The organism is Streptococcus sp. 544, assembly GCF_013277385.1.
Taxonomy (GTDB): domain Bacteria; phylum Bacillota; class Bacilli; order Lactobacillales; family Streptococcaceae; genus Streptococcus; species Streptococcus mitis_BA.
This window is the reverse complement of the sequence record NZ_VMMU01000020.1, coordinates 1-16021: the sequence shown is the minus strand read 5'-3', so window position 1 is coordinate 16021 and position 16021 is coordinate 1. Positions and strand designations below refer to the sequence as shown.

Genomic DNA, 16021 nt, shown 5'->3' with positions numbered 1-16021 from the left:
AAATGAAACGGATAATCTTTGAACTTATTTTTATTGCAACGACCTGGTATATCTTTTTACCGCCTCTTAATCTGACCAGCTGGGAATTTCTCTTTTTCCTCTGTGGGCATTTGCTGCTTGTGGCAGTCTTATTTGGCTTTGGCAGGGGAATCAATCTGGTCAAAACGGTTCATGTGCGCCACGGCCAGGCGGAAGCTGCCTTAAATCTAGAGGGTTTCAAAATCAATCGGTTAGGGAAAGCTATTTTAGTTTCTATTGGAGGAATTCTTCTCTTGGCAGCCTTGGTTTCCTTGGTGACTTCTAGCATTTTTCAGGCTAAAAATTATGCCAATGTAGTCACGGTTACGGAAAAAGAGTTTACTGAATTTCCTAAGACTGACACCAGTAAGGTTCCTATTTTAGATAGAAGTACTGCTGAAAAAATTGGTGACCGCTACTTGGGTTCCCTAACAGATAAGGTGTCGCAGTACGTAGCGGCAGACACCTATACCCAATTGACGATTGATGGGAAACCTTATCGAGTTACGCCACTAGAATACGCAGACCCTATCAAGTGGTTTAATAATCAGGCCAAGGGAATCGGTGAGTATATCAAGGTGGACATGGTAACTGGAAATGCGGATTTGGTGGACTTGAAAACACCAATCAAGTATTCGGACTCGGAGTATTTTAACCGCGATGTCAAGCGTCACCTACGCTTGAAGTACCCAACTAAGATCTTCAAGACTCCATCTTTTGAGGTGGACGATGAGGGCAATCCTTTCTATGTAGCAACGGTTTACCAAAAGCAATTTGGGCTTGCGGTTCCTCGTCCAGTTTCAGTCATTATCTTGGATGCCACAAATGGAGCCACCAAGGAATACAGTTTGGAAGATGTTCCAGAATGGGTGGACAGGGTCTATCCAGCTGAGGAAACCATTGAGCAAATAAACTACAACGGCAAGTACAAGGACGGTTTCTGGAATGCCATGATTTCCAAGAAAAACGTGACCCAGACTACCAAAGGCTATAATTACTTGTCTATCGGCAATGACATCTATCTCTACACAGGTGTGACGTCGGCCAATGCGGATGAGAGTAATCTTGGTTTTATCCTAGAAAATATGCGAACAGGAGAAATCACTAAGTATAGCTTGGCTTCTGCGACCGAAGAATCAGCCCGTGAATCAGCCGAAGGTGCTGTTCAGGAGAAATCCTACAAGGCGACCTTCCCAATCCTTATCAATCTCAATGACAAGCCTCTCTACATCATGGGCTTGAAGGACAATGCGGGCTTGGTCAAAGAGTACGCTTTGGTAGATGCAGTCGAGTATCAAAATGTTATCGTAGCTACGACAGTGGAAGAGATGCTCAGTAAGTATGCCAATAAAAACGACCTTGAAATTGACAGTGCAACAACAGAAAGCATCAAGGGTGTGGTAGCAGACCTCAAATCAGCTGTTATCAAGGGAGACACCGTCTACTTCTTTAAAATTGATGGCAAGATATACAAGGTCAAGGCCTCTGTATCAGATGACCTTCCTTACCTTGAAAATGGTAAAAACTTTGAAGGTCAAGTAGGAAAAGACAATTATCTCAAGACCTTTAAAGTACAGTAATACTCTTCGAAAAATCTCTTCAAACCATGTCAGCTCTATCTGCAACCCCAAAACAGTGTTTTGAGCAGCCTGCGGCTAGCTTCCTAGTTTGCTCTTTGATTTTCATTGAGTATAAAAAATAGATTTTCTCAGAAAGTATATGTTATAATAAGGTAAATTAAGACTAATGGAGGACAAAGAAATGGGTTTTTATTTGATGGTTGCTTCAATGCTACTCGGACTGCTTGCTTTGAAGATAGGTTTTTCTCAGTTCAAGGAGAAAAAAGATAAATTCTTATCTATCCTAACAAGCTTGGCTGGTCTAGTCCTTGTTCTCGTGGCTGTCTGGTTAGGATGGCCCAAATAAATAGAGGAGCCTCGGTTAAACCGAGGTTTTTCATACTCTTCGAAAATCAAATTCAAACCACGTCAGCTTCACCTTGCCGTACTCAAGTACAGCCTGCGGCTATCTTCCTAGTTTGCTCTTTGATTTTCATTGAGTATCAGATGAATTTCTTGGTTGTGGCTAAAAAATATGCTACACTATTAATATGAAAATTTTAATCCCAACAGCAAAAGAAATGAACACAGATTTGCCGAGTATCGAGGCAAATCCTTTAAGACCAGAAAGTCAGGCCGTGCTGGAAGCCTTGGCCCTCTATTCTGCTAGTCAATTGGAGAGTTTTTACAAGGTTTCAGTCGAGAAGGCAGCGGAGGAATTTCAACATATCCAAGCTTTGAAAAGGCAAACTGCTCAACACTATCCAGCTCTGAAACTTTTTGATGGGCTTATGTATCGTCATATCAAGCGAGACAAACTGACCGAGGCAGAACAAGTCTATCTTGAAAACCATGTCTTTATTACTTCGGCTTTGTACGGAGTCGTTCCAGCCTTGTCACCTATGGCCCCTCACCGTTTGGATTTTTTGATGAAGTTAAAAGTCGCTGGTAAAACTTTGAAGAGCCATTGGAAGCAAGCCTATGATGAAGCTGTGAAGCAGGAAGAAGTGATTTTCTCCCTCTTGTCGTCCGAGTTTGAGACGGTATTTTCTAAGGAAATCAGAGAAAAAATGGTGATCTTCAAATTTATGGAGGATAGAGGCGGTCAGCTGAAAATTCACTCAACCATTTCCAAGAAAGCGCGTGGAGCCTTCCTGACAGCCCTGATAGAAAATCAAGTACAGACGGTTGATGAAGCTCGTCGCTTAAGCTTTGCGAGATTTAACTACCGAGAAGACCTGTCCCAGCCACAGGAATTGGTTTTTGTAAAGGAAGTATAGAAATCAGATATTCTGTATTGGACAATATGTATCATCAGCTATTTTAGTTTATAAATGAGAAAAAAGCGAACAAGCTAGGCTTCTGAGTGTCAGAAAAGTAGTCTTGTTCGCTTTTATTATATTAGTTACTTGATAGCATTAACCAAGTCTTGAGCTTGTTTTTCAAGTGAGTTTAGGACTGTTTCTTCGAGAACCAATTTTCCGTCTGCCCAGGCAGAGTCATTGACACGTGCAGCAGTGAAATCACCAATGACTTGTGTACGGATAAATGGCAAGAGGTCCTTGTAGATAGCGAAGAGTTGATCGTGACCTGCATTGGCTACAGATGATACTGTGACAAATTTATTTTGAAGGGCAGAAGCGCCACGTGTATCAGACAAGTCAAGGGCACGAGATAGCCAATCAAGCAAGTTCTTCACTGTTCCAGGGATAGAGAAGTTGTAGACTGGAGAGAAAATCCAAATAGCATCCGCAGCGAGAACTGCTTCACGAGCAGCAGCTACAGCTGGGTGAGTTGGAGCTTCCAAATCTTGGCTGAAGAGAGGAAGGGCTGAATAATCAAGGTAGCTAACTTCCGCTTTACCAGCAAGTGCTTTCTCAGCTTCGAGCGCCATTTGGTGGTTGAAAGAACCTTGGCGTAGGGATCCGACGATAAATAAGACTTTTTTAGACATGATGTGTCTCCTTTTTCTTAAATTTCCGAGAAATCTCTCGTTGTTATGAAATATATTACAACAAAACAAAAGGACTTGCAAGAAATCTGCTCAGAGTTTATTTGAAAATTATAAAATTACAGAAGCTCTAGTCAGTTGCCACTGGAAAAGTAAGAACTGTTTTTTGGATTCTGGTTTGCTTTGAAGGAAGAAATAAAGTGCGATTGTTCCTATATTCTCTTGTAATATGATGGCATAAGTGCTAAAATAAACAAGAAAACTCGTAATAGAAACCGCATAACAGCTATTTTCCGGTATCATTTCATAAATCATTAAAGGAACAATAATGGCATTGAAGATGCTTCTAAAAAGGGGTGGAGATCATGTAAAGCACAGATTAACAAGTGACGGACAAAAGAAATAATAATACACTTGTTAAAGGAGAAAAGATGTTAATAAGAAATTATCGGAAAAATATTGGCCTGATGGCCGGAGTTGAGTTTTTTGCATTTTTAGGGATTACCAGTTTTTGGATTCTCTTTCTCAGTCAAAACGGAATGTCTCTTTGGCAGATTGGACTTCTGGAAAGTATTTTTCATACGACCAGTCTTCTCTGTGAAATTCCATCTGGAATGTTAGCTGATCGTTATTCCTATAAGACTAACCTTTATTTAAGTCGAATAGCAGGGATTGTGTCTTCTATTCTCATGTTGGCTGGGCAGGGGAATTTTTGGATTTATGCCTTAGCGATGGCGGTAAGTGCCTTGTCTTATAATTTTGATTCAGGAACAAGCGCAGCAATGGTCTATGACTCGGCTGTAGAGGCTGGACTAAAGGAGCGTTATCTATCCATTTCAAGCTTCCTATCAGGGGTGTCGGAAGGAACTCAGTCTTTGGGAACAGTGTTGGCAGGATTTTTTGTCCATGGTCAATTGCACCTGACCTACTATATCATGATTGCGACTTCTATCATAGTTCTTTTCCTGATTTGGATGCTGAAAGAACCTAGTGTCAAGCTAGAAAAAGCTGATAGTGTGACCATGAAACAGATTATTTGGACTGTTAAGGAAGAGTTGGAGCGAAATCCCATGCTGTTCAACTGGATGATTTTGTCTCAGATTGTCGGAGTACTCATGTGCATGTTTTATTTTTACTATCAAAATCAGTTACCAGATTTAAGTAGTTGGCAAATTTCAGCAGTTATGCTACTTGGTAGTCTCTTGAATATCGTCGCAGTCTATCTAGCGAGTAAGATTGGAAAGAAATATGCTGCCTTGAAGCTTTTCCCTATCCTCGTGCTGCTGACTGGCGTCACCTATATGCTGTCCTACTTTGGAACACCTCTAATCTATATTGTGATCTATTTGATTAGTAATGCTCTATATGCTCTTTTTCAGCCGATTTTTGACAATGATTTGCAAGAGCGGCTCCCAAGCGAAGTAAGGGCAACCATGCTGAGTGTCTACTCTATGATGTTTAGCCTGAGTATGATTGTCTTCTTCCCACTGACAGGCTGGTTGATTGACCATTTAGGCTTTGTGGTAACATTTCTTTATCTAGGATCCTTTTTAGTCATGATTAGTCTTCTACTGGCTATCTTTTTAGGAAAAATGGCTAAAAGAATGATGACAAAGTGATTCCATAGATCAAAAAAATTTACGAAAACTTGAGTGCCAAGCTCAGGTTTTTTAATATCTTAATTTCGCTTGTGTCTTTACTTTTCTTGCTCGGTTTTAACTAAGAAAAATCTGTTTTGTTTGAAGGAAGAAATAATATAGGTTTGTTCTTGCATTCACTTGTAATAAAGCAAGATAGATGGTAAAATAGACGAGTGAAAAAAAGACAAAACAAAGCAAAAAATAATCTACTGTGGCAGTATGGTCTAGGGATGACGATTTTGCTTGTGGTTATCAGTGCTTCCTTTCTGTATCTGGTGTTTCTGAGTATGAAACCCTATCAAACAGCTAAAAGTGAAGGAGAAAAATTAGCTCAGCAGTATGCAGGATTAGAGCAGGCTGATCAGGTTGATTTATACAATGGCTTGGAATCTTATTACAGTGTTCTTGGTCGTAATAAACAGCAAGAAGCACTTGCTGTCCTGATCGGAAAAGATGACCATAAGATTTACGTTTATCAGCTAAATCAGGGTGTTTCACAAGAAAAAGCAGAAGCTGTTTCTAAAGAAAAAGGAGCTGGCGAGATTGACAAGATTACCTTTGGCCGTTATCAAGACAAGCCAATCTGGGAAGTCAAGTCAGGAACTAATTTTTATCTAGTAGATTTTGAAACAGGAGCATTGGTCAATAAGGAGGGCCTATGAAATTATCCAAGCGTGTTTTAGAAATGGAAGAAAGTGTTACTCTAGCTAGTGATGCGAGAGCAAAAAAATTAAAAGCTCAAGGTAAGGATGTTCTTTTCTTGACCTTGGGACAACCAGATTTTCACACTCCTGAAAATATTCAAGATGCAGCTGTTGCAGCTATTCGAGAGGGACAGGCTTCCTTCTATACAGTAGCTTCAGGTCTACCAGAATTAAAAGCTGCAGTGAATACCTACTTCGAGCGTTACTATGGCTATTCTGTCGCAAGTAATGAGGTTACCTTTGCCACAGGTGCCAAGTTCTCCCTCTATACTTTCTTTATGGCTGTAATCAATCCTTTAGATGAGGTTATCATCCCAACCCCCTACTGGGTCAGCTATGGAGACCAGGTCAAGATGGCAGAGGGTGTGCCAGTCTTTGTTCCTGCTAAAGAGGACAATAACTTTAAGGTTACCGTAGAGCAGTTAGAAGCAGTTCGCACTGACAAGACTAAGGTTTTGGTGCTGAATTCACCATCTAATCCGACTGGTATGATCTATACTCGTGAAGAATTGCTAGCTATCGGAAATTGGGCAGTTGAGCATGACATTCTGATTTTAGCTGATGATATATACGGTCGCCTTGTTTATAATGGAAATGAATTTGTTCCAATCTCAAGTCTATCAGAAGCAATTCGTAAGCAAACCATTGTCATTAACGGTGTATCAAAAGCTTATGCCATGACAGGTTGGCGGGTAGGTTATGCAGTGGGTGATCCAGAAATCATTGCTGCTATGAGTAAATTGACAGGTCAAACAACTTCTAACCTAACTGCTGTTTCACAATATGCAACCATCGAAGCCCTAACTGGACCGCAAGATTCTGTGGAAGTTATGCGTCAAGCATTTGAAGAACGTCTCAATACCATCTATCCACTCTTGTGTGAAGTCCCTGGTTTTGAAGTTGTCAAACCACAAGGAGCTTTCTATCTCTTTCCAAATGTCAAAAAAGCTATGGAGATGAAAGGTTATAGCGATGTAACAGCATTTACAACGGCTATTCTTGAAGAAGTTGGTCTAGCCTTGATTACAGGAGCAGGATTTGGAGCACCAGAAAATGTCCGCCTCAGCTATGCGACAGACCTAGACACGCTTAAAGAAGCAGTTAAACGCTTGAAAGCATTTATGGGGAGTGAGAATGATTGATCATTTTGAAATTAAGGTAAAGGATTTACAAATTTCAGAAGGATTTTATAGGAGTTTTCTCGCCCCTTTGGGCTATAAATTAGCTTTTAAGACTAGTTCTCTAATCAGTTTTCTTGCCTCAAACAGCCCTCATCCTGGTGGTGATTTTTGGCTGGCTCAGGGGACACAAGATCCTATTCACTTTGCTTTTTTAGCAGAAAATAAGGAAGAGGTTCAAGCTTGTTATGAGGCTGGCTTAGAGGCAGGTGGGCGAGACAATGGGGCTCCTGGTTATCGCAGTGAGCAACCGATTTACTACGCTGCTTTTGTGATTGACCCAGATGGGAACAATATAGAAGTGGTTTGCCATAAAGAATAAAAAAGAAAAGGAAAAATAATGACAAAACGTGTAACGATTATTGATGTAAAAGACTATGTTGGTCAGGAAGTGACGATTGGCGCTTGGGTTGCCAATAAATCAGGAAAAGGAAAAATTGCTTTCTTGCAATTGCGTGATGGAACAGCCTTCTTCCAAGGTGTAGCCTTTAAACCAAACTTTGTAGAAAAATTTGGTGAAGAAGGGGGACTTGAGAAGTTTGATGTTATCAAACGCTTGAGCCAAGAAACTTCTGTTTATGTGACAGGAATTGTCAAAGAAGACGAACGTTCTAAATTTGGTTATGAGTTGGACATTACAGACATTGAAGTGATCGGTGAATCTCAAGACTACCCAATTACACCAAAAGAACACGGAACAGACTTCTTGATGGACAACCGTCACTTGTGGCTCCGTTCTCGTAAGCAAGTAGCGGTGATGCAAATCCGTAACGCTATTATCTATGCGACTTATGAGTTTTTCGACAAGAACGGCTTTATGAAGTTTGATAGCCCAATCCTTTCAGGAAATGCGGCAGAAGATTCAACTGAACTCTTTGAAACTGATTACTTCGGAACGCCAGCCTACTTGAGCCAATCAGGTCAGCTTTACCTAGAAGCAGGCGCTATGGCCCTTGGTCGTGTCTTTGACTTTGGTCCAGTATTCCGTGCTGAAAAATCAAAAACACGTCGTCACTTGACTGAGTTCTGGATGATGGACGCAGAGTACTCATACTTGACACATGATGAGTCACTTGACTTGCAAGAAGCTTATGTAAAAGCTCTTCTTCAAGGTGTTCTTGACCGTGCGCCTCAAGCCTTGGAAACCTTGGAACGTGATACAGAACTCCTGAAACGCTACATTGCAGAGCCATTCAAACGCATCACTTATGATCAAGCCATTGACCTCTTGCAAGAGCATGAGAATGATGAAGATGCTGACTACGAACATCTTGAGCATGGAGATGACTTTGGTTCACCACATGAAACTTGGATATCAAACCACTTTGGTGTACCAACATTTGTCATGAACTACCCAGCAGCCATCAAGGCCTTCTACATGAAACCAGTTCCTGGAAATCCAGAGCGTGTGCTTTGTGCAGACTTGCTTGCTCCAGAAGGTTACGGAGAAATCATCGGTGGTTCTATGCGTGAGGAAGACTACGATGCCCTTGTTGCTAAGATGGATGAACTTGGCATGGACCGTACAGAATATGAATTCTACCTTGACCTTCGTAAATACGGTACAGTTCCACATGGAGGATTTGGTATCGGTATTGAGCGTATGGTAACCTTCGCAGCAGGAACAAAACACATCCGTGAAGCCATTCCATTCCCACGTATGTTGCATCGTATCAAACCATAAGAACAGGAAAACGCCCATGTGGCGTTTTTTTCATAGAAATCTCTGGAAGTGAAAGGAAATATTATCAGCTTTTATAAAAGGAGTTAAGTTTCTACGGTATGATTATGGCAATGCATTTTTGTTAATAGATAGAAACAAGCTATAAAGAAAACGGAATGAGTCTAAATAAAAAGTATTAAAAATTAGGGAAACGCATATTATCAGGTTTTCAAAATCTTGATAATATGCGCTTTTCGTGAAAATATTTACTCCCTTTTCTTATAAAATTGAGTCTTTTACTAGACTCATACTAATAGTTGTTCAGAATGGAGTTACATATTCTAGTACATTGATGTCAGTGTTTAAAAACTTGTGTACGTTCTATTGTATCGAAGGCAACATTGGATTGAAACGATAAATATATGGAGATGAAACTTGAATTAATAATAGTCGTATGATACAATATTAAACGATATTGATAATTATTAGGCAACCCTTTTTAAAATGATAACCTCTTAATATTACTAAAAAATTTAAGGGGGGGGGGGCTTTTTGTTTGTCTGTATATTTCAATTCAATATTAAAAAACATGCATAAAGGAGGTTGAATCTCATGAAGAGAGGTCAACAAGATTTTAGAACTGAAAGATATCTTCGTTATGGTATTCGTAAGTATAGTTTTGGAGCAGCATCAGTGGCGATTGCGGCTGGTTTGATGTTTCTCGGAGCTGGCGCGGTATCAGCAACAGAAGTAGAAGGAGTTAATGAAACATCTTCAACAGCTACTCCAACATCGACCATAGGCGATGAGGGTGCTAATCAAGGTGCTAGCTCATCTAAACCCACTACTTATGACGCAGAGCCAGTTCTAACTAGGGATGAGAATACCGAAGCAGCGGCAACTGAATCCTCTACAGAAACAGTTGCAGATAAGACTATTCTTAAGGATACAATCTCTGACTTGGAACTAGGATTATCTAAGATTAATCGTTCTAAAGTTCCGGCATCTACTATTGCAAATGCAGAGAAAGTACTGGCAGATGCGAAAGCAATCCTTGCCAAAGGAAATGCCAGCCAATCAGAAGTGAACACAGTTGCTAAAGCGAGTCGTTCACAAGTCTCGATTATTGCAAGCATGCCTAAAGTTCTTGGAGTAACACCAGCTGAATCGGAAAATAAGGAAAAATCAACAACAGCTGCCTCAACAGCAACTGAAGTTGAAAAACCGGTTGAGGCAAGTCTAGCTGAAGAAAAAACAGCTGAAGATGCAAAGGCAGAGTTGGCGACAGTGCAAGAAGACCTTGTTAGCTACTTACCACAAGCAGAGAAATTGGCTACAGACCCTGTGGTGATAGAAAAGGCAAAAGCAAGTCTTCAACTGATAACATCAAGCCTTGAGGATGCAAATATTACAATCCCTGAACTTGAAAAACGTGTGCAAGAAGCAAAACGTGTACGCAACAGCCTTGTAAACCTTGTAACAGGGTCAAACTCAGGTAGTCGTGATAGCCGTAATGGTCAAGAGATGAAAGAGGGAAGTCAGCTGCTAACAGCCAGCGACCATATCTCAACTCCAAATGGGAATGGAACTTACACAGTTGAAGCCAACTCTCCAACAAAAGAGAATCATACTGGTAAGGATATCTATACATTTACTTCTACTGTAGCGACAAGGGGAGATGTTTCTACTGACCGAAGAAGTGGGGATATCAGCACCTTAGAAACTGTGGTCTATTCTACTCAACGTGACGGGGAAGAGAAAGATCCTGGTAACGCAGGTAATGGAGTTAACAATATAGGACGTATGGATTATCCCTTAACCAAGGAACAAGCAGAAGACTTGGCAGTAGAGGCAGATTTTTGGAAAAATAAAAAACGTATAGACGGTTCGACAATTTCGAGTCTTAACAATTCAAAATATCAAGCTAACGGTGGATATGAGTATCTAGCTACCCACATTTATCACTATGCTTATGAACAAGGTCAAGACCGCGTTTATATCAATAAAATTAGGGATCGTTTTGACCTAACAGATAAAGCTAAGGCAGATGGTTGGACTATCTCAAAAGTTGAACCGACGAATTTACCTAAAGGTTTGACTTATAATGCTGATTCTGATACGATTGAGGGTAAGATTGTTGACAAGAGTATTTCAAATGGGGTATACGATACACGAACCTATGTAACCTATACCAATACTCAAACCAATGCAAGTGTTCGTGTATTTTATCGAAATGTCCGTGGGGGTTGGATTGGCTGGCAAGATACTACGCCACCTACTATAGGAAGTGATAATACAGTTCATAAGGGAACGGTTGGGGAAGAGATTTCGCCTGTAGACATCCGTTACAAGGATAATTCTGGTTCCCGTTTAACCACTGAAGGAGCCAATGTTTCCTACACGTTGGCTAATGGTACAGATATCTTAATTCGTAATGAATATGGTAATGGGACTTCTGGAATTTCAGGAAATATCTCAACAAGTAGGTCAACGGTGGCTACAGCTATCCCTGGTTTGACTTATGAACCAAACGCAGGGACTACTCCTATTACTGAAAATGGTAAAACTGTTGGCTATGATGGGAAAGGGCTAATCTCTGGAACACCAACAAAGGCAGGTGTTTACCATGTGACTGCCTACGCGAAAGATTATAACCGTACAGAACGAGCAAGTGGTGTTTCTCCGAGTTGGAATCTTGATACACAAGAAGGTCGTGGAGAATTGACCTTTGTCATTGCACCTAAGGTAACGGTAAAGAACATAGCTACTTATGATAAAACTGTACCGGTTACGATTTCAGATGGGGCAACCTATGCAGAAATTAAGACACCAGATGGCTCCAAGACTATCTTAAAAACAAATAAGGATGGCAAGTGGATTGTACAGGAGGGAACAACGAATACCGCGGTTTCTGCTTGGGATGAAGTTGGAACAGTAGGGAATGAATTTTCTCTATCAGTAACACCTGAAGCGACGGCAACAGCTGGAGTTTCTAAGATTTCTGTATATGCTAAAACTGAAAATGTTACGGCTAATCTCATGAGAACCAAGGTGGAGTTGAACTCTGCAACAAACGGTACGAAATATACAGCAGTTCTCAATCCAACATCAGGTCGTTATGAATTAGCACCTTCTGATGCAACAGTGAAAACAGAGTTAAATGATAACAGCGGTAATTACACAATTACCAAACGAGAAGTTTCAACCCGTGCCCAAACAGATGGCTCCATGAAGTTTGACTTGTACGAATATACCAGAACCTACAATAATATGGACAAAGTGACGGCTGTTAACAGTGTTGATTTAACTGAGACAGTTTATAACAAGGAAGACACAGCAAACACTGATACAGGTAATGGTATGTACATTACTGTTCAGTATGATAAAAATAGTGAGGAATGGTCAGCAAGCGATAAGTCTACAGTAAAAGCCCATAAGACTGGTGATGACACATGGGAAATTGAAACTAGTTCGGGTTATACTGGGACTGTTAGAGGAATTATGGCTGAAAACACCAGCACTTCTACGATCATCAACTCGAAACCAACTGCTACTTCGAATTCTTACGAGAGTACCTTGAATACAACTGTTAACCTAATCGACCGCCCTGCAGCTGATACTGCGGTAGTTACTGGTGCTAAGGTGAGTGTCAGCGATACTGAAGATGATAAGTTGGCTGCAAGTACTGCAGAGGATGCATTTAAGGGAAGTCATAAAACAAAAGTAACAAGCATTACTGTTACAGATCCAGATGGCAACACCGTGTTTGCATCGACTACATCTGGAGACGCAGCCAACTATCCAACTGAAACATCTCTTAAATTGACAAAAGTTGGTGTGTATCGTGTTACTGTCAATGCTGTAGATAGTAATACAAACTTGGTTGATGGAACAGAGGTTGGGGCTACGACTGCTGGTACAGATCATGGTGTAAACACATCCACAGCGACTACAACCTACACCATTACTGTTAAAGCTGGTATTGAAGGAACGCCTGCAACTACTAGCGATATTCAAGGAGCAGTTCAAAAAGGAACTCCAAGCTTCAATTTTGACGACGCAGAGAAAACAAAGATTTCTTCTACTACAAATGGTACAAAAGTTTATAGCTTAGAATCAACAAATGCTACAGATAATACAGGAGCTACTGTAGGTACTTATGCAATTAATGCGGATACGGGTGAGGTAACCTTTACTCCTAATCCAACATTTGTTGGAACTCCAAATCCAGCTAAGGTAAAATTGACCGTGACAGTAGCCGGAGTTGATCCATTAACATCTACGGCAGATTACACACCAACTGTTATTGGCGTTAGACCAGAGGGAACTAAGGCATCTTCAACAGATATTCAAGGTCAAGTTCAAACAGGTAAACCAACCTTTACCCCAGGTTCTGCAGAAGTAAATGGAGCTAGAAAAACAGTCCCATTGAAGGCAGATAGCTATAAACTTCTTGATAGTGCAGGTACAGAAGTAGCGGATGGCGCTACAACTCCAGCTTACGCTGCAGCAGATAATGGTACTGTGAAAGCTGGTGATGTGATTGGAACTTTCGGTATTGATAAGTCAACAGGTCTCGTGACCTTTACGCCAACCAATAAAGCTTATGTTGGAGCAGTAAAACCTGTCCAAGTTGTTGTTTCAGATAACAATGGTACGCAACCAGAGAACGATAAACGTGGTGAATACACACCAAACATTGTTGGTGTTACTCCAACTGCAAGTGAAGCTTCAACTACAGGCATTCAGGGAGCTGTTCAAAAATCTGAAGTGGTTCTCAATGCTAAAGATGAAAATGTAAACACCTTGAACTTTAGCAAAGGTAGTGAAATTGTAAATGGAACTGAAAAATCTGTTGATTTAAATGAAGCTACTCTGACTCTAGTAGGAGCTGATGGTGAAGGTAAAGTATCGGTAGCTGGTCAAGGAACATACTCTATCGTAAAAGAAGACGGTAAGTCTTATGTTAAATTCACCCCGGTAGCCACTTATACAGGAAATGTAACTCCAGTAACAGTGAAAATTGCTGATGCTAATGGAACTGAAGCAACAACAACCTATACTCCGAAGATTGTTGGAGTGAAACCAAGCGCAGAATCTTCTAAGACAAATGGAATTCAAGGCGAAACTCAAACTTCTAGCATCGTTTACAATCTAGTTAATAAAGATGAGAATGCTCTAAACTTCGTCAAAGGAACTGCGATTATAAATAGTGAGTCTAAATCAATCGAACTAGATAAAACATCTGTGAAGCTAGTAGGTGCAGAAAATGGAACTGTTAATGGTGACGGTAGCGTTACTGTAGCGAATCAGGGTACTTATAAGCTTGTTAAAGATGCAACTGGAGCCAATGCTGTTACCTTCACTCCTCTTGCTACATTTACTGGAAATGCACATCCTGTAACAGTAAGTATTACTGATACCAATGGAACTGAAGCAACAACAACCTACACTCCAAGCGTCACGCCTGTTAAAGCTTCAGCTGAACCTGCAACGTCTACTGGAACTCAAGGTTCAACTCAAAGTGGTACGCCAATTTACACAGCTCCAGAAGCTGGTACGGGTGTTACCGTCACTCCAAGTTATACTTTGGATAACGATTCAACTACTAAAACTGTAGATGGTGTTGGTACTTATACAATTGATACAACTGGTAAAGTAACCTTTGTTCCCGTAGCTAGCTATGTATCAAGTGATGCCAATAAGACAAGTGTAGGAGTAAAAGTTACTTATAGATTAGAGACTGCAGATCAGTCGCAGGCGACAATCACCTCTGAAACAACCTATACTCCAACAGTAAATCCTGTAACTTCTGCAGGAAATGATGTTGCAACGACAAACATCCAAGGTCATACCCAAAAATCAACAGATGAAGGGAAAGCTCTGACTTATACTATTTCTGATACTAGTCATATCACAGCACGTACTTATGCATTGGAAGGTGCAGATAATGATGGTAAAGTAGTGGTAGAGAATGTTGGAACCTACACAGTAGACGATAAAGGTCAGGTAACCTTTGTACCAGTGCCATCTTATGTAGGAACGCCGACTCCTGTGACAGTTGTTGAATCAGCGGTTTTAACTTCTGATGATAAGACTACAGCAATTATCACAACTAAGTCAATGTACACTCCAACGGTGACAGATGTGACCCCAACAGGTGCTTCATCGGCTACTGAAGGAGCTCGTGGAACTGTTCAAACATCTCCTGTAGTATTTGATACGCCAGATCAGGATAATACAACAGTAAACTTTAATAAAGGCAATGAAGAAGTTGAGCTTGATAAATCTACTCTGACATTAGTTGATAAAACTGGTAAAGAAGTGAAAGAAGTTGTAGTTCCAGGAGAAGGAACATATGTACTGAAGGATGGAGTCGTTGAATTTACACCAGAAAAAGATTTCGTAGGGAAAACTTCTGGAGTAACAGTTCAAGTGAAAGACGTCAATGGCAAAGTAGTTTCTGAAACTTATACTCCAACTGTTCGCCCAGATACTAGATATGTAGTTATCGAAAAAGATGGCAAAGAAACAGATTTACTTCCACCTAAAGATGGAACTAAACCTTCAGAACAAATTCCAGGATATAATGTTGTTAGAACTGAAATTGATGAAAAAGGAAATACAGAACACATCTACGAAAAAGTAACACCACCAGCTCCAACACCTTCACCTGTTCCTCAACCAAATCCAGGTAAGCAAAATACAACTACTTGGACTGATGAGAATGGAAATCCATTGAAACCAACTGAGCCAGGTTCTAAAGAACCGGGAACAATTCCAGGTTACGAATATGTGAAGACTGTGACAGATTCAAATGGAAATATCAGACATATCTTCCGCAAAGTTGAGATGCCAACTCCAACACCGGTTGAACCGACTCAACCAGCACAACCGGTAGAGCCAGCAACTCCAGCAATACCTGAACAGCCAGCTAAACCTCAAATGCCAGCAATACCTAAATATGTTGATGGTCAAAAAGAATTGCCTAACACAGGTACAGAAGCTAACGCTAGCCTCGCAGCGCTTGGACTTCTTGGAGTATTGAGTGGATTTGGACTTCTTGCTCGCAAGAAGAAAGAAGACTAAAAACTCATAGTTTTTGAGAAGATGATTCGTCATCTTCTTTTTTTATTATGTGACTATTAGTCCGTCTCGCTCCGTTAGGTGCGAGACAAAAAAACCACCCGCTATGCGGGTGCGCGTCGAAGGTTATACCAAAAAAACTCCGAACGCGATACAATAAAGGTGTTCAAGCTAATTGTAAAGCGAAAGGAGAAAAATATGGAACAAAAGGCTCATAGTTTA

General features: G+C 40.6%; 10 protein-coding genes. 9 read left to right on the top strand and 1 reads right to left on the bottom strand.

Annotated features, from left to right (window positions below):
* Nucleotides 1-2: 2 nt before the first annotated feature.
* The 3 genes from HT728_RS08475 (at nucleotide 3) to yaaA (ending at nucleotide 2857) form a co-directional block, all read left to right on the top strand.
* Complete coding sequence (locus HT728_RS08475) at nucleotides 3-1598, top strand: hypothetical protein (protein ID WP_173234766.1); 1596 nt, start codon at nucleotides 3-5, stop codon at nucleotides 1596-1598.
* A 181-nt stretch (nucleotides 1599-1779) separates the two neighbouring features.
* On the top strand, nucleotides 1780-1944 hold the full coding sequence (locus HT728_RS08470; RefSeq protein ID WP_173234764.1) for a DUF3953 domain-containing protein: 165 nt from the start codon (nucleotides 1780-1782) through the stop codon (nucleotides 1942-1944).
* A 184-nt stretch (nucleotides 1945-2128) separates the two neighbouring features.
* On the top strand, nucleotides 2129-2857 hold the full coding sequence (gene yaaA, locus HT728_RS08465; protein WP_173234763.1) for a peroxide stress protein YaaA: 729 nt from the start codon (nucleotides 2129-2131) through the stop codon (nucleotides 2855-2857).
* 125 nt (nucleotides 2858-2982) lie between these two features.
* On the opposite strand, the gene HT728_RS08460 is transcribed toward yaaA, so the two are convergent.
* Nucleotides 2983-3531 carry an NADPH-dependent FMN reductase gene (locus HT728_RS08460; protein WP_173234761.1) on the bottom strand — a complete coding sequence of 183 codons (549 nt, stop codon included), beginning with the start codon at nucleotides 3529-3531 and terminating at the stop codon, nucleotides 2983-2985.
* A gap of 428 nt (nucleotides 3532-3959) precedes the next feature.
* Here HT728_RS08460 and HT728_RS08455 point away from each other — a divergent pair, with 428 nt between their 5' ends.
* The 6 genes from HT728_RS08455 to HT728_RS08430 all read left to right on the top strand — a co-directional run bounded on the left by HT728_RS08455 (nucleotide 3960) and on the right by HT728_RS08430 (nucleotide 15802).
* A complete protein-coding gene (locus HT728_RS08455; RefSeq protein WP_173234759.1) occupies nucleotides 3960-5147 on the top strand; it encodes an MFS transporter in 1188 nt (395 codons plus the stop codon).
* Nucleotides 5148-5341: 194 nt separating this feature from the next.
* Complete coding sequence (locus HT728_RS08450) at nucleotides 5342-5830, top strand: DUF5590 domain-containing protein (RefSeq protein ID WP_173234756.1); 489 nt, start codon at nucleotides 5342-5344, stop codon at nucleotides 5828-5830.
* On the top strand, nucleotides 5827-7014 hold the full coding sequence (locus HT728_RS08445; RefSeq protein WP_173234754.1) for a pyridoxal phosphate-dependent aminotransferase: 1188 nt from the start codon (nucleotides 5827-5829) through the stop codon (nucleotides 7012-7014). The genes HT728_RS08450 and HT728_RS08445 overlap by 4 nt, the downstream gene beginning before the upstream one ends.
* On the top strand, nucleotides 7007-7372 hold the full coding sequence (locus HT728_RS08440) for a VOC family protein (RefSeq protein ID WP_173234752.1): 366 nt from the start codon (nucleotides 7007-7009) through the stop codon (nucleotides 7370-7372). Before HT728_RS08445 ends, HT728_RS08440 begins: the two co-directional genes overlap by 8 nt.
* Nucleotides 7373-7387: 15 nt before the next feature.
* Complete coding sequence (gene asnS, locus HT728_RS08435) at nucleotides 7388-8734, top strand: asparagine--tRNA ligase (protein ID WP_173234796.1); 1347 nt, start codon at nucleotides 7388-7390, stop codon at nucleotides 8732-8734.
* A 591-nt stretch (nucleotides 8735-9325) separates the two neighbouring features.
* Complete coding sequence (locus HT728_RS08430; protein WP_173234750.1) at nucleotides 9326-15802, top strand: YSIRK-type signal peptide-containing protein; 6477 nt, start codon at nucleotides 9326-9328, stop codon at nucleotides 15800-15802.
* Nucleotides 15803-16021: the final 219 nt, after the last annotated feature.